We start from the raw sequence: 17237 nt of genomic DNA, 5'->3' as shown, positions 1-17237 counted from the left end.
TCGCATCCGCATCCGCCGGTCCCGGCCCCGTGTCGCGGCGCGGTCAGGGTTCCAGGACGACCTTGCCGACGGTGCGGCGGTTCTCCAGGGCGCGGTGGGCGCGGGCCGCCTCGGCGAGCGGGAAGCGGGTGACCGCCGGGACGAGTCGCCCCTCGGCGGCCAGGGCCAGGGAGCGCAGCTCCAGGGTGCGGATCGGGTTCTCGCCGCCCGCCTTCTTCATCATCGCCGGCCCGAGCACGTGGGTGGAGGTGACGCCCCGCTCCTTGAGGAACGCCTCGGCGGGCTCGTACGGGCCGGTCGTCCCGCTGCCTTCGGCGTCGAACCAGCCGAAGACGAGGTGCCGGCCGCCCGGGGCGAGCAGGTCGACGGCGGCCCGCGCGGTGTCGCCGCCCACCCCGTCGTAGACGATCGTCGCGCCCGGCAGCCCGCGCCCGTCGAGGAAGTCCCGCACCTGCGTGGACCAGCTGGGTTCGCGGTAGTCCACGGCGAGGTCGGCGCCGGCCGCCCGGACCCGGTCGAGCTTGGGCCCGCCGCCCGCCAGGCCCACGACCACCGCACCGGCGTTCTTCGCGTGCTGCACGAAGAGGATGCCCATGCCGCCCGCCGCGGACGGGACGAGCACCACGTCGGCGGGGCCCGGGCCCGGCTCGGCGAACTGGACGACGCCCATCGCGGTGCGCCCCGTCCCGATCATGGCGACGGCGGCGGCGAAGTCCAGCTGCGGGGGGACCTCGTGCAGCCGCTCGGCGGGGACGGCGGCCCGGGCCGCGTAACCTCCCGGGTTCATGCCGAGGTGGGCGACCACGCGCCGGCCCACCAGTGCGGGGTCGGTGCCCTCGCCGACGGCGCTGACCGTGCCGGCGACCTCGCGGCCCGGGACGGTGGGCAGTTCCACGGGACGGGGCAGGGGGCCCTGGACCCCCTTGCGCAGGTGCGTGTCCAGGACGTGCACCCCGGCGGCGGCCACCTCGATCAGGACTTCGCCGGCGGCGGGCACCGGGTCGGGCACCTCTTCGCAGACCAGGTTCTCGGCCGGGCCGAAGGCGTGCAGGCGGATGGCGCGCATGGTGACTCCTCAGGGGTGGGGGCTGCCCTCCTCGGCGGTACGGTCACAGCCTGCAACCTGAAGCGACCTTGAGGTCAAGCCGCTCCGGGCGGTGGCACCGGAGGGTCACTGTCAGTGGTCGGGTGCACGATGGGGGTCATGACGCGAAGCGCGACGGTGAAGAGGGCGAAGCGGCCCACGGTCAACCTCCCGGCCCTTGTCCCGTTCCGGGGCGCCGGGTGGGAGCCCGACGGGGACTACGACGGAGTGGAGTTCACGGACCTGGACTGCTCGGGTCAGGACGGCGGCGGCGCGCACTTCCTGGACTGCCGGCTGTCGGGCGTCACGCTGAACGAGACCAGACTGACCCGGGCCCGGATCGTCGACACCGTGCTCAGCGGCGCCCGTGGCGTGGGGACGGACCTGGCGGAGGCGACCCTGCGGGACGCCGAGGTGGTCGACGCCCGGCTCGGCGGGGTGCAGCTGCACGGCGCCCACCTGGAACGGGTGCTCGTCCGGGGCGGCAAGATCGACTATCTGAACCTGCGGCAGGCCCGACTCAAGGACGTGGTGTTCGAGTCGGTCGTCCTGGTCGAACCCGACTTCGGCGGCGCCACGTTGGAGCGGGTGGAGTTCCACGACTGCGTGCTCAAGGGGGTGGACTTCGGTGCGGCGCGGATGAGGGACGTGGATCTGCGGGGGGCCGACCAGTTGGAGATCACCCGCGGGGTCGAGGGGCTCCGGGGCGCGGTCATCAGCCCGTCCCAACTGCTCGACCTGGCCTGGTTGTTCGCCGGCGAGCTGGGGGTGCGCGTCGAGGGCTGAGCGGGCCCGGTCACCCGGGGCCCACGGAGCCGGAGTGGCCGCGGAGCCGGAGTGGCCGCGGGCCCAGGGGAAACGGGCCTCAGGGGATACGGGTCCTCAGGCGATGCGGGGGAAGCGAGCCTGGAGGGTCCAGATCGTCGGGTTCTCCGCGAGGTCGTCGTGCAGGTCGGTCAGGTCCGCGATCAGGTCGTGCAGGAAGTCCCGGGCCTCCCGGCGCAGCTCCGTGTGCGCGAAGGACAGCGGCTTGTCGTCCACGGGCCGCCACTCCGCCTCGATGTCGACCCAGCCGAAGCGCCGCTCGAACAGCAGGCGGTCCGTCGACTCGGTGAAGTCCAGCTCGGCGTACTGCGGCTCCGCCGCCCGCGACCCCAGCGGGTTGCGGTCCAGCCGCTCCACGATGTCGCACAGCGCCCACGCGAAGTCCAGGACGGGCACCCATCCCCAGGCTGTGGACAACTCCCGGTCCGCTTCGGTGTCCGCGAGGTACACGTCCCCGCAGAAGAGGTCGTACCGCAGTGCGCGGACGTCGGCCCGGCGGTAGTCGGCCTGCGGGGGGTCCGGGAAGCGGTTGGAGAGGGCGTATCCGATGTCGAGCACCCCTCGATGGTCGCACGGCGCCACCGCCTCCCGGCCGGCGACGCTCAGCGGGTGTGCCGGCGCCGGTCGTCGCGCCGCTTGCGGCCGGCTGCCTCCCGGCGGGAGCGACCGGGGCGGCGCCCCGGGGCGGGGGACTGGCCGGCCACGCAGGCGAGGGCGAGTCCGATGACGGTGAACCAGTCGGAGGGGACGTCCAGGGCGAGGAGCGCGGCACCCACGGCGAGGACCCCGGTGAAGGCCAGTACGCGGTGGTCGGGGCGGAACCGGCCGGGACGGCGAGGACGTGTACGCATCGAATCTTCCTTCCGCTGTGCGAACGGGTGGAAAATCAGCTTGAGTTGGACCTCGGCTGTCCGTTCAGTCCGTTGCTGTCATCGCAGGTCAGGGCCGGTCAAGTAGGGGACAACGGACAAAGGGAGCAGAACCTACGGGGGTGCGTGGTGGAACCCGACGACGAACGACCGTCACAGCGGCTGCGGTCCCGGCTCGGCGCCATCGACCCGAGCACGCCGGAGGAGGCGGCGGAGTTGGCCAGGTGGCTGCGCCAGCTCACGGAGGGGCTGACGGTGCGCGACCTGGAGGGCCGCTTCGACTACGGCCGCAACCAGTGGAGCGAGTTCCTCCGGGGCCGCAAACTGATACCGCTGTGGCTCCTCCAGGAACTCGTCGCCGAACTGGTGCCCAAGAGCGCTCAGCGCCTGCAACTGGGGATCGGCAGCCACCTCCTGGACACGGCGCAGCGCGCCGCCGCCCGTGAGCGCCCCCAGGGGCCTGCGCAGCCCTCCGGCCGGACGGTGACGGCATCCGGCGGGACCGTCCCCCCGTTGTCCGCGGACGGCACCGACGACGTTCCCGCTGCTGGAGCCGCGGTTCCGGCGCCCGCGCCGGCAGCCGACGGGGGCCCGCTGGGGAGGCATGCCGCGGACGGGGCGGACGGCACGGACACCCCCGCCACCGGGGACGACCGTGGCCCGCGCCCGGCGGCGGACACCGCGGACACGGCGGACACGGCGGGCGGCCGGCCACTCCCGGTGCGCTGGCAGCGAGCGCTGTGGGCGGGGCTGGTGAGTCTGAGCCTGCTGGCGGGCGGAGCACTGATCGTCGAGGACTGGCAGGACCGGAAGGAGCCGAACGGCGCCGGTGCGCAGACGGGCCCCGTCCCGAAGGCCCGGATCGAGGCGACGCAGCCTCCGCGGGTGTCCCACGTACTCGAAGAGGCCAAGCGGAAGGGGGTGTTCAGGGTCGGCGTCAAGCAGGACCAGCCCGGCCTGAGCGAGCAGGACGCGCACGGCGAGTGGACCGGATTCGACATCGAGTACGCCCGGAAGGTCGTCCGCGGGCTGGGGTTCACCGGCACCATCGAGTTCGTCCCCCTGGGCACCGGGGTCCGGGCCTCCGAGGTGGTGGCGGGGAACGTCGAACTCTTCGTCGGGAGCTTCAGCATCACCGATGACCGCGAGAAGCTGATCAAGTTCGCCGGCCCGTACTTCGCCACCCCGCAGGCCCTGCTGATGCACGGCGACAGTCCCGGGAAGGTCGTCCTCCGGGAGAACGGCGGTCGGACGCACGAGGACGTCGACTCCATCGACGACCTGCGGCCCGGCACGGTCGTCTGCACGGCCAGCAGCTCGACCTCCGTGGACCGGCTGGAGCGCGCGTACCCGGAGAAGAAGTTCGAGGTCATCAAGCGTTCGGACTACAAGAAGTGCGTCGACGACCTCCTGGACCCGAAGGGGCAGACCGACGTCGTGAGCACCGACCGGGCAGTCCTGGCCGGCTTCCTCGCCACCGACGACAGGCTGAGGATGATCCGTGACAGCCTGCCCGACAGCACCGAGTACTGGGGCATCGGCATGCACCTCGACGATCCCGAACTCCACCGCCGGGTGTGCAAGCTCGTCGAGGCCATCAAAGCGGACGGCTGGCAGGACCTGTACGACGCACACCTGAAGGGACCGTTGGACGGCAAGGACGACCGTCCCCCGAAGCCGGACCGGTGCCGGCCGGTGCCGACCACCGGGCCTTCCGGCAGCCCCTGACCGGCCGGAGGTCACGACCGGCCCGTCAGGCGAGCAGGCGCCGTTCCGTGGCCACCGCCACCGCCCCGGCCCGGGTGTCCACGCCCAACTTGTCGTAGATGCGCCCCAGGTGCGTCTTCACCGTCGCCTCGCTGATGAACAGCGCCCGCGCGATCTCCCGGTTGCCCAGCCCCCGGGCCAGCTGCCCGAGGATGTCCCGCTCCCGTGCCGTCAACGACGGCCGCGGACTGCGCATCCGCTCCATCACCCGGCTGGCGACCGGCGCCGACAGGGCCGTGTGTCCCCGGGCGGCGGCCCGGATCGCGGCGAACAGCTCCTCGGGCCGCTCCGCCTTGAGCAGGTACCCCGTCGCGCCCGCCTCGATCGCCCGGGTGATGTCGGCGTCCGTGTCGTACGTGGTGAGGACGAGGACCCGGCCGCCGGTCGCCGCGATCCGCCGGGTCGCCTCCACCCCGTCGATGCCCTCGCCCAACTGGAGGTCCATCAGGACGACGTCCGGGCCCAGCTTCGCCGCCATCGCCACGGCCTCCTCCCCGCCGCCCGCCTCGCCGACCACCTCGAAGTCCGGTTCGCTGCCGAGCAGGGCGAGCAGCCCCGCCCGGACCACGGCGTGGTCGTCGCAGAGCAGCAGCCGTACGGAGCTTCCGCCGGTGGCGCCGGCGGGCGGGTCGGGCACGGGGTGGCCGTGGGGGGTGCTCATCGTCGCTCCGGGCGTTCGGGTGCGGGCAGGGGGACCGACACGGTCAGGACCGTGCCCTCGTGCGGGGCCGATTCGATGGTGAGGGTGCCGCCCAGGGCGCGCACCCGGGCACGGATCGCCGGCAGCCCGTGGCCCCGCACGCCCGCCGGGTCCGCGGCGACGGCCTCCGGGACGAACCCCCGGCCGTCGTCCGCGACGTCCAGCACCAGCTGGTCGCCCAGACAGGTCAGGGTGAGTGCCGCGGTACGGGCCGAGGCGTGCTCGCGGACGTTCGCCAGGGCGCCCTGCGCGATCCGCAGCACCGCCGACTCGGTCCGTTCGGGCAGTGCGGCCGGCGCGCCCTCGACGTGGAAGCGCACGGGCAGTTCCGCGCGGGACTCCCGCTCCGCCAGTCGGCGCAGCGCGCCCACCAGCCCGCCGCCCTCGGCGAGGTCCGCGGGGGCCAGGTCGTGGACGAACCGCCGGGCGTCGGTGAGGCTGCGCTCGGCGATCGAGGCGGCGGCGTGGACGTGCGCCCTGGCCTTCGCCGGGTCCGTCTCCCACACCCGGTCGGCGGCCTGGAGCAGCATCCGCTGACTGGACAGGCCCTGGGCCAGGCTGTCGTGGATCTCCATCGCCAGCCGCTGCCGTTCGATGAGGGTGCCCGCGCGGCGTTCGGTGGCGGCCAGCTCCCGGCGGGTGCGGATCAGGTCGTCGATGAGGGCGCGCTGCCGGGCCGCCTGGCGCTGCATGTGGACGAACCCGGCCGCCGCGATCGCGGCCACGGCGGGCGGCGCCAGCAGCAGGTTCGGGTCGAACCGGTCGGCGAGCCGCATCTGCGCGACCACGACGAACGCGGTGAGCACGGCGATCAGCGTGAGCGCGGGGCGCGCCGGCAGGGTGCGCAGGCCGGTGTAGAAGAGGGGGACCGCGCACCAGGCGAAGCTCGGCGCGAGCACGACGAGCACCACCCACACGGCGACGACCATGCCCAGCCACAGCAGCACCGGGGCCCGGGTGCGCCGCCGGTCGTCCGTGGGCGGGTCGGCGGGCGCGGTGGTGCCGAGGGCCGGGCCCAGCACGTAGAGCAGGGCGAGGACCACGGACAGCGCGATGATCCACGGGGTACGGGGTTCGCCGGGGTGGCGCAGCAGGAACCGGGCCAGGGAGGCGCCCAGCAGCAGGAAGAACGCCGTGTGCATCACCACGGCGAGCCAGCGCGCGTCCGGGTCCGCGCCGGCCGGCGTCCGGTGCGGCGGCGGAGGGGTGCGGTGCGGCGGCGGAGGGGTGCGGTGCGGTGGGGGTGGTGCGGCCACGCCGTGCCTCCTCGTGGTGCGTACGGGTCCGGCCCGGCCGGGGCATTCCCTCCCATTGTGACCCGGTGCGGGAGCCGCGGGGTCATCCGATCGGTCGACCCCCGGGTCAGCCGTCCCGCACCGCCACCGTGTCCGGTCCGCCGACGGGTGGCGACCGGTTGTGGCACCAGGATCGAAGTGAGCCGGTCAGCACCGCACCGGCACCACCACCCACCGGCCGGTCCGGTCGGACCCGCCAGCGAAAGGCAGTGCCGTCATGAGCCACACCCCCGAGACCCACGAGACCGCCACGACCTCCGAGACGGCCGCGCCCCCGCGGCACCGGTCCCCCAAGGGCCGTCGCGTCCGGATCGGCGTCGGCGCCCTCGCCCTCGCCGCGGTGGGTGCCGGAACGTTCGGCGTCGTGTCGGCGAGCGCCGACTCGCCGGCCGCGGCCAACCGCACCACCGCCACCTCCGACCCCTCGGGCCGTCACCTCCAGCAGACCACGCACCTCACCGTCGACGCCGCGACCCGCGCCGCGCAGGCCACCCTCGACGCGGCCGAGCGGGAGAACCAGCGGGTGACGGTCGCCGTCGTCGACCGCAACGGCAACACGCTGGTGACGCTGCGCGGCGACGGTGCGGGCCCGCAGTCCTACGAGTCCGCCGAGCGCAAGGCGTTCACCGCGGTCTCCTGGAACGCGCCCACCTCCGAGCTGGTCAAGCGCCTCGCCCAGACCCCGAACCTGAAGGACATCCCCGGCACCCTGTTCCTCGGCGGCGGCGCCCCCGTCACCGTGAAGGGCGCCCCGATCGCGGGCATCGGCGTCGCGGGCGCCCCCTCGGGCGACCTGGACGAGAAGTTCGCCAAGGCCGGCGTCGCCGCGCTGAACAACCGCTAGCCCCCCGCCCGAGCCCGCCTCCGCTCCCGCCCCGCCCCTGCACCAGGGGCGCCGGGAGCGGAGGCGGGCCGGGCCCGGGCTGCATAGGATCGGCCGCGTGGACCCCGCCCGCCCCCGTACCCGTAGGCGCTGCGCCACCCGCGCCCGTACGCGCGCCCGGCTGGGGCTGGGCCTCGCGATCACCGTGCTGGCGGGCTGCACCGCCACCGGCGGCGATCTGACCGCCGGGTCCGGTGGCCGCGGGGCGGGCGCCGACGGGGTCGGGGACCCGTACTTCCCGCTGATGGGCAACGGCGGCTACGACGTCACCCACTACGACCTCGCCCTCGCCTACGCACCGAAGACCCGCCACCTCACCGGCACGGCCACCCTCACCGCCCGGGCGACCGCGGACCTCACCGCCTTCAACCTGGACCTGCTGGGCCTGACGGTCCGCTCGGTCACCGTCGACGGCGCGTCCGCCCGCGTCACGCGCGACGGACAGGAACTGACCGTGCGACCCCGGGCCGCCCTCGCCCGGGGCGAGGAGTTCCGCACCACCGTGCGCTACGCCGGCCGGCCCCGCACGATCACCGACCCGGACGGCTCCGAGGAGGGCTGGTTGCCCACCGCGGACGGCGCCCTCGCCCTCGGACAGCCCACCGGGTCGATGGCCTGGTTCCCCGGCAACCACCACCCCGGTGACAAGGCGGCCTACGACATCGCCGTCACCGTTCCGGAGGGCCTCACCGCCGTCTCGGGCGGCGAACTCCGCTCCACCCGCACGGTCGACGGCCGCACCACCTTCGAGTGGCACGGCGCCGAGCCGCAGGCGAGCTACACGGCGACCGTCGCGATCGGCCGCTACCGGGTCAGCACCTCCCGGATCGACGCCGACCGGCTCACCGAGGACGACGGCATCAAGACCACCGACGGGCGCCGCGAACTGTCCGTGTACGACGCCGTCGACCCGCAGGAGGCCGGCGCCGCCCGCAAGCCGCTCGCCCGGCTGCCCGCGATCATGGCCTGGGCGGAGCGCACCTTCGGCCCGTACCCGTTCTCCGCCACCGGCGCGATCGTCGACCGGGACGGCGACGCCGGGTACGCGCTGGAGACCCAGACCCGCCCGGTGTACCCGGGCGCCCCGGACCCCGTCCTGATCGTCCACGAACTCGCCCACCAGTGGTACGGGGACTCCGTCACCCCGAGGACCTGGCGGGACATGTGGCTCAACGAGGGGTTCGCCACGTACGCCGAGTGGCTGTGGGACGAGGAGCACGGGGGGCGCACCGCGCAGAGCGTCTTCGACGCGTTGTACCGCGGCGACTACTACGACGAGCCGGGCGCGGACGCGGCGGTGTGGGCGTTCCCGCCGGCTGCGCCGCCTTCGGCTGCGCAGGTTTCGGAGGCGCCCGTGTACCAGCGCGGGGCGATGGTGTTGCACCGGGTGCGGCGTACGGTCGGCGAGGGCACGTTCCGGGAGGTCCTGCGGGGGTGGCCCACCGTTCACCGGTACGGCACGGTGGACACGGCCGCGTTCACCGCGTACGTCGAGCGGGTCGCTCCGCGGCACCGGGGCGCGCTGCGTCGCGTCTGGGCGACGTGGCTCCACGGGGTGGGCAAGCCGTCGCGGCCCTGACGCCCACGTTGCCCTGCGGGGTGCGCTGCTCCGTGCGGGTGCGTGGGGGTTGCTCGCGCAGTTCCCCGCGCCCCTTCGGTGCGCTTCCCTGCGAGTGCGTTGTTTCTGTGCGGTGCGCTGTGGTTTTGCGCAGTTCCCCGCGCCCCTGACGGGGCGCTCCTCGCCGTCGCCGTCCGCCCCCCCACACGGGCCCCGATAGGGGCGCGGGGAACGGCGCGAGCAACCCCCACGCACCCGCACCGGACAACGCACCCCGCAGGGGAGTGCCCCTTCAGGGGCGCGGGGAACTGCGCAAGACAACAGCGCACCGCACAGGACATTGCACCCGCAGGGGTCAGGTCTTGTGGGCCACCCATGCGTAGAGGTTGATGTCCTCGTCACGGACGTCCGTGATGTCCAAGTACTTGGTCCGGTCGACGTAATCCAGCGAAGCGAAGTACGCCGCATCCGCGGGAGCCGCCCGCACCGCGTCCTCGATCCGGTCCGGCCGCCACTCGTGCACCCGCACGATGCCCGGCTCGACCAGCCCCAGACCGTTGTCCGAGGCGAACCGCGCGACCTGCGCACGGGACCGCAGCACGAACGAGAACCCCCGGGCCCGGAACGTCTCGGCCACCCCGCCGATCGCCACCGGGTTGAAGTCCGCACTGAGGTGGCTGAGGACGACCACACTGCCGGCCGCCAACCGGCCGATCAGCTCGGCGACGACCGGGTACGCCTCCTCGTCCTCGACGAAGTGCAGCACCGAGACGAGGACCAGCGCCACCGGCCGGGACAGGTCGAGCGTCTCCGCGGCCTCGTCGAGGATGCGCCCCGGCGTCCGTAAGTCGGCGTGGACGTACGCGGTCCGGCCCTCCGGGTGGCTGGTGAGCAGCGCACGCGCGTGGGCCAGCACCACGGGGTCGTTGTCGACGTACACGACCTTGGTGTCCGGCGCGGTGCGCTGGGCGATCTGGTGCACGTTCTCCCGGGTCGGCAACCCCGTGCCGATGTCGAGGAACTGGCGTATCCCGATCGTGTCCGTCACGTGGGACACCGCCCGCCGCAGGAAGTCGCGGTTGTGCCGGACGTCCAGGTAGCCCCGCGGATTGACGGCGAGCGCCGCGGCGGCGGCCTCGCGGTCCACCTCGTAATTGTCCTTGCCGCCGAGCAGCACGTCGTACACCCGCGCCGGGTGCGCCTTGGTCGTGTCGATGTCCAACCCCGGTGCGTCCGTCGCGCGCTCGGTTCGGTCGTCGGTCCCGCGGGCGTCGCCGCTCATGTCCACCAGCCTCCGTGAGGTTTTCCGTGGGCCCCACGATGCCGTAATTCGCGGAAAAACGCGGGAAGTTGATGTCATGGGCGGTGCGCAGCGGGATCCCGCCGCCCCGGAACCGCGAGCGGCCCGGTGCGCCCTGCGGTGTTACTGGCCCCGATGGTGAAGCATCGGGTGTCTACTTCGGGATTCCGAAGTAATCTCCGGTAGATGGTGGACGGTTGGGATTCAGCTGTGTCAACATCGTCGTGTTCCGCAGAAGGCGGCAAGTAGAGTGAGGACGACTCAGATGAGTGACGGCGCGCAGCAGTTCATCTCGATACCGGTTCCCAGTCAGTTCGCTCCGCAGATCTACGCCTATCTCGCCGAGCTGACCGGCGCGGCGGGGCCGCAGAAGCGCCAGGAGGACCAGACGGACGGGCCGGCTGCCGAGCGCTGGAGCGTCGAGGACTTCCGTCGGCTGATCGCCGACCAGCGTGATTCCGTCCGGATCGTCGTCTCCCTGCTCGACGTCCTGGCCGACCGCCCCGGCGAGCGCGTGAGCTACACGCACTTGGCCGACAGGCTGGAATTGGAGCGGTCCCAGCTCCAAGGCGCACTGTCGGGTTTCAGTCGGGTCCTGAAGAGCGGGTACGACGGTGTGGCGTGGCCGATGACCTGGGTCGAGACGCTGACCGGAGAGCCGGGGCTCAAGAAGGAGTACTTCTACACGGTCACCGAGACCGTGGCCCGACGGTGGAACGAGGCCCGCTCGAAGTAGCCCGCTCCCGGAGTCCTGGGGATGGCGGGAACAGCGCCTGACGTCCTGGTGGGGCCTGTCGTTGCCGTCATGGGCGCGGGGCGGGGCCGAGGCCGTGGGACGCGGAGGCCCCCCGGTTCGAGGTGAACCGGGGGGCCTCCTTCGCGTGCGGGTCCGGGCCTCAGCCTCAGACGTTCACGCCGAAGTCCTGGGCGATGCCCACGAGGCCGGAGGCGTAGCCCTGGCCGACCGCGCGGAACTTCCACTCGGCGCCGTTGCGGTACAGCTCGCCGAAGACCATCGCGGTCTCGGTCGCGGCGTCCTCGCTGAGGTCGTAACGGGCGATCTCCGCGCCGCCGGCCTGGTTGACGATGCGGATGTACGCGTTCCGCACCTGGCCGAAGTTCTGGCTGCGGGACTCGGCGTCGTAGATCGAGACCGGGAAGACGATCTTGTCGATGTCCGCCGGGAGGGCGGCCAGGTTGACGTTGATCGCCTCGTCGTCGCCCGCGCCCTCGCCCGTGCGGTTGTCGCCCGTGTGGACGATCGTCTGGTCCGGGGTCTGCTTGTTGTTGAAGAAGACGAAGTGACCGTCCGAGTAGACCTTGCCCTGGGGGTTCACGGCGATGGCCGAGGCGTCGAGGTCGAAGTCGGTGCCGGTGGTGGTCCGGACGTCCCAGCCGAGGCCCACCGTGACGGCGGTCAGGCCCGGTGCCTCCTTGGTGAGCGAGACGTTGCCGCCCTTGGACAGGCTTACAGCCATGGGGATGTCCCTTTCCCTGTGATGTGTCGGGCTTCGTACTGAGGACGAAGCTACCGTCACCCCTATGAACGCCGCGGGGACACCCCGGGGTTCCTGATGCCTTCACCTTCTTTCTCATCCGCCCCTGTGTGCGTACGCGTGTTCGATCGCGGGGTCGGCGGCGTCCGCCGAAATGAGGGTGACGGGGACCCGCTCCGCGCGCGACCATGGACGGCATGTCCGGTCCTCATGTCATCCGCGGTTCGGTCCTCCTGCCGGAGGCCGAGCTGATGTGGCGTTTCTCGAAGTCGTCCGGGCCGGGCGGCCAACACGTGAACACCACCGACTCGCAGGTGGAGCTGCGGTTCGACCTGGCGCGCACCACCGCCCTGCCCCAGGTGTGGAAGGAGCGGGCCCTCGCGCGCTTGGCCGACCGGCTGGTCGACGGGGTCGTCACGGTCCGCTCCTCCGACCACCGCTCCCAGTGGCGCAACCGGGAGACGGCCGCCGTCCGGCTCGCCGCGCTGCTCGCCGAGGCGAGTGCTCCGCCGCCGAAGTCGCGCAAGCCGACGCGTATCCCGCGGGGCATCAACGAGCGGCGGTTGCGCCAGAAGAAGGCTCGCGCCGAGACGAAGCGGGGGCGGTCAGGCCGCGACTGGGGCTGAGCCCGTCCGCTGCCCCGTCCGGGTGCGCTGTGCTTGCCCGCGCAGTTCCCCACGCCCCTGTCGGGGCATGTCCCTGTTGGGGCACGTGTGGGGGCGGACGGCGACGGTGGGGAGTGCCCCTTCAGGGGCGCGGGGAACTGCGCAAAACAACAGCGCACCCGCACTGGTACATCGCACCCGCAGGGAAGCGCACCGAAGGGGCGCGGGGAACGGCGCGAGCAACCCACCACGCACCCGCACGGGAAGCGCGTCAGCCCAGCGTCCGGTACCGCCCCCGGAAGTACGCCAGGGGCGCACCGTCCGGACTGGGAAGGTCAGCCCTCAGCACCCGACCGATGACGAGAGTGTGGTCCCCGGCCGCGACCCGCTGCTCCGTCCGACACTCCAACGTGGCGAGCGCCCCCCCGACCAGCGGGGAGCCCGAGACCTCCCCCCGCACGTAGGGGATGTCCTCGAAGAGCAACCGATCGCTGATGCGGCCCTTCATGGCGAAGCGGCCCGCTATGTGGCGCTGGCTCTCCGTGAGGACGGACACCGCCCAGTGGGGCTGCTCTTCGAGCAGGTCGTCCATCCGGGAGCCCTCGCGCAGACTGACGAGGACGAGCGGCGGGTCGAGCGACACGGACAGGAACGCCGTGGCGGTCATGCCGACGTCCTCGCCGCGGGGGCCGTGCGGTGACAGCGGCGGCTCATGCGCGGTCACCAGCACCACCCCCGCGGCCAGTCTGGCCATCGCGGCGCGGAACTCGTCGTGGGTCACTCCCTCAGGATGCCCGGCCGTGGAGTCGGCCGGGGCGTCGCCGGGAGGGTTCGGCACCGTTAGGGAGGTCTTCAGCACGTCCGCAACGCTAACCGGAGATCGCCGCCGGACACATCGGCCCGAAGGCCGACGATGGTCCTAGGACCACCGGACCGGTTTCGCTCCCGCACGGGCGGTCCGCGGGGTACCGTCGGCCTACCCCCACGGAGGGAAATGGATGTGTATACCCAGTGCCGTATGGATCCAAAACCCCTTTCCAGGATTTCTCGGAGCGTATTCCGCAGGGCTGAATGCGCCCCCCGAGGCACCCTGTACCTACCCCCCACAGCTGTCGAAACGCCCGTCAAATGGGACCACGGTGGCCCCACTGTTTGCGGGCAGCAAACGAGTCCCGGTGCGATCTATGCGCGTCGACCGGCATATTCATCTGATGTGACATGAGTCACAGCACCCAATATTTGTTGACCCTGTGTACCGGGTGGACAGCTCACTGTGATTCAGTGGCGGGGACGCCGCGCTCAGGTGCACTCGGGTGCACCCCGCCGATGAGAGAACCTGGAGTTGCTGCCGACGTCTCGGGGAGGGCAAGCATGGAGACCGAGTCGGAGCCGTACGTCCGCCTTGCGACCCTGCGGCAGCTGCACCAGGTCATGGCGGACATGAACACGGCGCGCAGCCTCGCGGACACCGTGCAGACCGTCGCCAACGGGGTGGTCACCGGCCTCGGGTACGAGCTGGCCGCCGTGAACCTCGTGCGCCCCGACGGGGACCTCGTCGTCGCCGCCTTCGCCGGGGACGCCTCCGCCGAAGCCCTCATCACCGGCCGGGTCGGTCCGCGCGCCTCCTGGGACCGCCGACTGGGCATGGGCGAGCGCTGGGGCAGCCTGATCTTCATCCCGCACACCGAGGGCTGGGTCCTCGACGACGACGACGTCCCGCAGTGGTATACCGACGGACCCGAGCCCCGGTTCGAGGACGAGTGGCACCCCGCGGACCGCCTCCTCGCCCCCCTCTACGCCAACGGCGGGCTGCCCGGCGAGTTGATCGGCGTGCTCTCGGTGGACCGCCCCCGCAACGGACGGCTCCCCGGCGCCTGGGGGCGCGAAGCCCTCCAGATGTACGCCTTCCAGGCCGCCATTGCGATAAGCAACGCACGACTGCGAGCAAACATGCAGCGGGCGCTGGTCCGCCTCGAACGCGAGCAGCAGGCGCTACGGGCCAGCGAGGAGTCCTTCCGGCAGGCGTTCGAGTACGCCCCCAGCGGCATGGCCATCGCCGAGATGGGCGGCGACCAGCACGGGCGCATCCTGCGGACCAACGACGCCCTGTGCAGACTGCTCGGGCGCCCCGCCTCGGCGATGCGCCGGTACTCCTTCTCCGACCTGGTCCACCCCGAGGACATAGGGACCCTGCTGCGCACCTCCGCCGAGGGCGGCCGGGCGGAACTACGGCTCGCCCGGCGCGACGGCACCTACCTGTGGGTCTCCCTGCGCAACTCCGTCGTCGCGGACGCCGCCGACGGGCCCCGGTTCCTGCTCACCCACGTCGAGGACATCGAGGAGCGCAAGCGGCGGGAGCTCCAGCTCGCCCACCGCGCCAGCCACGACGCCCTCACCGGACTGCCGAACTCCGCGGAGCTGCGCTCCCGGCTGTCCTCCCGGCTCTGTCGCCGCCCGCAGGGCAGCGTCAGCGCCCGGGCCGCCGCGGGGGAGTCGGTCGACGCCGCCTACGGCGGCCCCGGTCTGGAGGGCTTCGACCAGGCGGAGGCCCTCGCGGAGCGCGCCGCCCGGGCGGCCGAGCGGTTCGAGACCCCGGCCGGTGAACCCGTCATCGGATACGACCACGTGCACGTCGTCGCCCCCGAGGACGAACACGACGACGGCACCAAGGGGCTGGCCGTCCTCTTCTGCGACCTCGACGGCTTCAAGTCGATCAACGACCGGTTCGGGCACCACACCGGGGACGCCGTCCTCATCGAGGTCGCCCGCCGGCTCACCAGCGGGGTGCGTGACGGAGACACCGTCGCCCGGCTCGGCGGCGACGAGTTCGTGGTCCTCGCGGACGGGCTCGGCAGCGCCGACGCCCAGGACCTCTCGGTACGGTTGCGCAACGCGATCGTGCCGCCCATCCGGGTGGACGGGCGGGCCGTGCGGGTCGGGGCGAGCTTCGGCATCGCCTGGGCGCGGTGCGGGATGACCGCGGACGAGGTCCTGAAGTCGGCGGACCAGCTGATGTACGTGGAGAAGCGGTCCCGCGCGAAGCAGCAGCGCCGCGCGGGCTGAACCGCCGCGCGGACCGAGCGGACGCACCGGGTCCCCCGGCCGGGGGGCGCCGGTTTGTCCTTCGGGCGCCCGGTCTGTTCTGGTGGCCCCGCACGGTGTCCCGCGGCCCCTTTGTGCTCGGGTGGGGCGTTGGCGGGTTCTCGGCGGGTCTGTCGCGGTTACTCGCGCGGTCCGCCGTGCGCCACCCGGCGCGCGGCGCCCTCCGCACCGGGTTCCGGTGTGGGGGGAACCGTCACCCATTGGGATGAGTCGGAACGGGTAGGCTCGCCCGCATCACGCACCGGACCTTGCTGAGGAGTGACCCAGGGATGACCGCCGGCGACAACGGCAGCAAGCCCGAGGACGACGACCCGTTCGGCTATCTGTACGCCGACGGGCAGGCGTCCGGGGCCACCCCGCCCAGCGGTGGCGGCGGCTACGGCTACCCGGGCCCCCGCTCCTCGTACCACCAGGTCCGCCCGGTGGGGGAGCGCCAGTACGGCGGCCAGCAGCAGCAGTACGCCCAGCAGCCGCCCACGGCCGCCTACGGCCAGGTGCCGCACCAGCAGCAGGGCGGCCAGCACGGGCAGCAGGGCCAGTACGGCCAGCCGGGTCCGGGCGGGCCGGGGCACGGCGGGCACGGGTCGCACGGCGGGCAGGGCGGTGGCCGGGGACGCGGGCCCAACACCAAGGGCATCCTCATAGGCGCGGTCGCCGTGGTCGCGGCCGTGGTCGTCGGCATCGGCATCGTCGTGTGGAACGGCGACTCCGAGGACGACTCCGCGCGCACCGGCGCGGACAGCACCCCCTCGGCGTCGGCCGGGGAGCCGGACGACGACAAGGAAGAGGAGACGGGGAAGCCCACCGACGAGGCGGCGGACCCCGACGAGTTGCCCGCGCTCGACGCGAAGGCGCTGAAGCTGGAGGGCGGCACCTCCACCGCCTCCGACGTGAAGGGCGCCAAGGCGGCGGGCGGCGTGTACGTCACGGGCTTCAACAAGCCCGGCGCCGCGGTGACCTGGACCGTCGACGACCTCGCGGACGCCGGCAAGTACACGGTGTTCGTCGGGTACGGAGTCCCCGGCAAGGACGCGGACGCCACCCTCACCGTCAACGGGACCCCGCAGAGCCGTCCGTTCAACCTGAAGAACTACGCGGGCGCCCCCGAGGGCAACGCGGAGCGCGGCTGGACCGAGTCCTTCGCGTACGTGGAACTGAACAAGGGCACCAACACGCTCAAGCTGTCCTGCGAGGACGGCAACAAGTGCGACGTCAACCTCGACCGGGTCTGGCTCGGCAAGGGCTGGAAGGGCTGACCCCCGGGCCCGGTCGCCTCGGGGTGACCGTGGGGGGCGAGGGTAAGGCGATGGCCAAGAATCCGGCCGTCGCCCTGGTGTTTGCCGGGAAATGCCCAGGTGTAAGGGCCGTGACGGGGAAGACGACCGTGGCCCGATCGTGTCCGTGTGGATAGCCTGACGCGATCCGGTCTTGCCGGTGACCCCCGTCACCCGTGCGGAACGGCACATCGAGCGCCATCGCGAGGACACGGCGCCTCGGGCGGCACCAACGGAGGATTCAACGACCGTGGATGCGCAGAGCCGCGGAGGGTCGGACGAGATCGACCCCGCAGACCAGTGGGTCCGCAATCCGCAGACCGGCGAGTTCGAACTGCGGACGGAACCCGCCCCCCGGTGGCCGACCGCCCCCCGCCCCCGCGGCGCCTCCGCGAGCGGCGCCGCCCCCCGCCCCCGCGGCGCCGCCCCCCACGGACCGCCCGGCGCCCGCGGCCCCGCCGCCCGCCCCGGCCGTCAGG

The 17237-nt window shown here is 72.9% G+C and carries 16 protein-coding genes and 1 pseudogene; 9 read left to right on the top strand and 8 right to left on the bottom strand.

Annotation, left to right across the window (positions count from 1 at the left end; translation table 11 throughout):
* Positions 1 to 43 precede the first annotated feature (43 nt).
* Complete coding sequence (locus ACFWIA_RS27290) at positions 44 to 1066, bottom strand: zinc-binding dehydrogenase (protein WP_387009519.1); 1023 nt, start codon at positions 1064 to 1066, stop codon at positions 44 to 46.
* Between the two features lie 129 nt (positions 1067 to 1195).
* On the opposite strand from ACFWIA_RS27290, the gene ACFWIA_RS27285 reads away from it, so the two are divergent.
* Positions 1196 to 1870, top strand: coding sequence for a pentapeptide repeat-containing protein (locus ACFWIA_RS27285; protein WP_387009517.1), 675 nt, complete (start codon positions 1196 to 1198; stop codon positions 1868 to 1870).
* A 96-nt stretch (positions 1871 to 1966) separates the two neighbouring features.
* Here ACFWIA_RS27285 and ACFWIA_RS27280 read toward each other — a convergent pair whose 3' ends face one another.
* Together ACFWIA_RS27280 and ACFWIA_RS27275 are read right to left on the bottom strand one after the other, a co-directional pair.
* Positions 1967 to 2467: a hypothetical protein gene (locus ACFWIA_RS27280; protein WP_387009515.1), complete on the bottom strand. Its 501-nt coding sequence runs from the start codon at positions 2465 to 2467 to the stop codon at positions 1967 to 1969.
* Positions 2468 to 2511: 44 nt separating this feature from the next.
* Entirely contained in the window at positions 2512 to 2760 is a 249-nt protein-coding gene (locus ACFWIA_RS27275) for a hypothetical protein (RefSeq protein WP_387009514.1), read from the bottom strand.
* Positions 2761 to 2904: 144 nt separating this feature from the next.
* On the opposite strand from ACFWIA_RS27275, the gene ACFWIA_RS27270 reads away from it, so the two are divergent.
* The gene (locus ACFWIA_RS27270; RefSeq protein WP_387009512.1) at positions 2905 to 4506 is read left to right on the top strand and encodes a transporter substrate-binding domain-containing protein; all 1602 of its coding nucleotides are present in this window, start codon (positions 2905 to 2907) and stop codon (positions 4504 to 4506) included.
* Between the two features lie 25 nt (positions 4507 to 4531).
* On the opposite strand, the gene ACFWIA_RS27265 is transcribed toward ACFWIA_RS27270, so the two are convergent.
* Together ACFWIA_RS27265 and ACFWIA_RS27260 are read right to left on the bottom strand one after the other, a co-directional pair.
* Positions 4532 to 5206: a response regulator gene (locus ACFWIA_RS27265; protein WP_387009510.1), complete on the bottom strand. Its 675-nt coding sequence runs from the start codon at positions 5204 to 5206 to the stop codon at positions 4532 to 4534.
* Entirely contained in the window at positions 5203 to 6387 is a 1185-nt protein-coding gene (locus ACFWIA_RS27260) for a sensor histidine kinase (protein WP_387009594.1), read from the bottom strand. The genes ACFWIA_RS27265 and ACFWIA_RS27260 overlap by 4 nt, the downstream gene beginning before the upstream one ends.
* A gap of 370 nt (positions 6388 to 6757) precedes the next feature.
* On the opposite strand from ACFWIA_RS27260, the gene ACFWIA_RS27255 reads away from it, so the two are divergent.
* Together ACFWIA_RS27255 and ACFWIA_RS27250 are read left to right on the top strand one after the other, a co-directional pair.
* On the top strand, positions 6758 to 7384 hold the full coding sequence (locus ACFWIA_RS27255; RefSeq protein ID WP_387009508.1) for a heme-binding protein: 627 nt from the start codon (positions 6758 to 6760) through the stop codon (positions 7382 to 7384).
* Positions 7385 to 7481: 97 nt separating this feature from the next.
* Positions 7482 to 9002 carry a M1 family metallopeptidase gene (locus tag ACFWIA_RS27250; RefSeq protein WP_387009506.1) on the top strand — a complete coding sequence of 507 codons (1521 nt, stop codon included), beginning with the start codon at positions 7482 to 7484 and terminating at the stop codon, positions 9000 to 9002.
* 334 nt (positions 9003 to 9336) lie between these two features.
* On the opposite strand, the gene ACFWIA_RS27245 is transcribed toward ACFWIA_RS27250, so the two are convergent.
* Entirely contained in the window at positions 9337 to 10263 is a 927-nt protein-coding gene (locus ACFWIA_RS27245) for an SAM-dependent methyltransferase (protein WP_387009503.1), read from the bottom strand.
* Positions 10264 to 10546: 283 nt separating this feature from the next.
* Here ACFWIA_RS27245 and ACFWIA_RS27240 point away from each other — a divergent pair, with 283 nt between their 5' ends.
* Entirely contained in the window at positions 10547 to 11017 is a 471-nt protein-coding gene (locus ACFWIA_RS27240) for a hypothetical protein (RefSeq protein WP_387009501.1), read from the top strand.
* A gap of 166 nt (positions 11018 to 11183) precedes the next feature.
* On the opposite strand, the gene ACFWIA_RS27235 is transcribed toward ACFWIA_RS27240, so the two are convergent.
* The gene (locus ACFWIA_RS27235; protein WP_385489684.1) at positions 11184 to 11759 is read right to left on the bottom strand and encodes a TerD family protein; all 576 of its coding nucleotides are present in this window, start codon (positions 11757 to 11759) and stop codon (positions 11184 to 11186) included.
* A 215-nt stretch (positions 11760 to 11974) separates the two neighbouring features.
* Here ACFWIA_RS27235 and arfB point away from each other — a divergent pair, with 215 nt between their 5' ends.
* Positions 11975 to 12403, top strand: a complete 429-nt coding sequence (gene arfB / locus ACFWIA_RS27230) for an alternative ribosome rescue aminoacyl-tRNA hydrolase ArfB (protein WP_387009498.1) — start codon at positions 11975 to 11977, stop codon at positions 12401 to 12403.
* A 250-nt stretch (positions 12404 to 12653) separates the two neighbouring features.
* Here the strand turns inward: arfB and ACFWIA_RS27225 are convergent, their stop codons facing one another.
* Positions 12654 to 13220, bottom strand: coding sequence for a flavin reductase family protein (locus tag ACFWIA_RS27225; protein ID WP_387009592.1), 567 nt, complete (start codon positions 13218 to 13220; stop codon positions 12654 to 12656).
* Between the two features lie 533 nt (positions 13221 to 13753).
* Here ACFWIA_RS27225 and cdgB point away from each other — a divergent pair.
* The 3 genes and pseudogenes from cdgB to ACFWIA_RS27210 all read left to right on the top strand — a co-directional run.
* On the top strand, positions 13754 to 15445 hold the full coding sequence (cdgB, locus tag ACFWIA_RS27220; RefSeq protein WP_387009496.1) for a diguanylate cyclase CdgB: 1692 nt from the start codon (positions 13754 to 13756) through the stop codon (positions 15443 to 15445).
* Positions 15446 to 15753: 308 nt separating this feature from the next.
* Complete coding sequence (locus ACFWIA_RS27215) at positions 15754 to 16740, top strand: carbohydrate-binding protein (protein WP_387009494.1); 987 nt, start codon at positions 15754 to 15756, stop codon at positions 16738 to 16740.
* Positions 16741 to 17008: 268 nt separating this feature from the next.
* Positions 17009 to 17237 (top strand): annotated as a pseudogene (locus ACFWIA_RS27210) (LytR family transcriptional regulator); the annotation flags it as partial.

The organism is Streptomyces sp. NPDC127068 (assembly GCF_042724695.1).
In the GTDB taxonomy this organism is placed as follows: domain Bacteria; phylum Actinomycetota; class Actinomycetes; order Streptomycetales; family Streptomycetaceae; genus Streptomyces.
Note: the sequence above shows the minus strand (reverse complement) of the source record. Positions and strands in the feature narration are given on the sequence as shown.

What these genes read in the sequence shown, in the direction of transcription:
- ACFWIA_RS27260 (WP_387009594.1), bottom strand. Translation starts at nt 6,387, where the DNA reads ATGCACACGGCGTTCTTCCTGCTGCTGGGCGCCTCCCTGGCCCGGTTC.
- ACFWIA_RS27255 (WP_387009508.1), top strand. Translation starts at nt 6,758, where the DNA reads ATGAGCCACACCCCCGAGACCCACGAGACCGCCACGACCTCCGAGACG.
- cdgB (WP_387009496.1), top strand. Translation starts at nt 13,754, where the DNA reads ATGGAGACCGAGTCGGAGCCGTACGTCCGCCTTGCGACCCTGCGGCAG.
- ACFWIA_RS27235 (WP_385489684.1), bottom strand. Translation starts at nt 11,759, where the DNA reads ATGGCTGTAAGCCTGTCCAAGGGCGGCAACGTCTCGCTCACCAAGGAG.
- ACFWIA_RS27265 (WP_387009510.1), bottom strand. Translation starts at nt 5,206, where the DNA reads ATGAGCACCCCCCACGGCCACCCCGTGCCCGACCCGCCCGCCGGCGCC.
- ACFWIA_RS27275 (WP_387009514.1), bottom strand. Translation starts at nt 2,760, where the DNA reads ATGCGTACACGTCCTCGCCGTCCCGGCCGGTTCCGCCCCGACCACCGC.
- ACFWIA_RS27215 (WP_387009494.1), top strand. Translation starts at nt 15,754, where the DNA reads ATGACCGCCGGCGACAACGGCAGCAAGCCCGAGGACGACGACCCGTTC.
- ACFWIA_RS27240 (WP_387009501.1), top strand. Translation starts at nt 10,547, where the DNA reads ATGAGTGACGGCGCGCAGCAGTTCATCTCGATACCGGTTCCCAGTCAG.
- ACFWIA_RS27290 (WP_387009519.1), bottom strand. Translation starts at nt 1,066, where the DNA reads ATGCGCGCCATCCGCCTGCACGCCTTCGGCCCGGCCGAGAACCTGGTC.
- ACFWIA_RS27285 (WP_387009517.1), top strand. Translation starts at nt 1,196, where the DNA reads ATGGGGGTCATGACGCGAAGCGCGACGGTGAAGAGGGCGAAGCGGCCC.
- ACFWIA_RS27245 (WP_387009503.1), bottom strand. Translation starts at nt 10,263, where the DNA reads ATGAGCGGCGACGCCCGCGGGACCGACGACCGAACCGAGCGCGCGACG.
- arfB (WP_387009498.1), top strand. Translation starts at nt 11,975, where the DNA reads ATGTCCGGTCCTCATGTCATCCGCGGTTCGGTCCTCCTGCCGGAGGCC.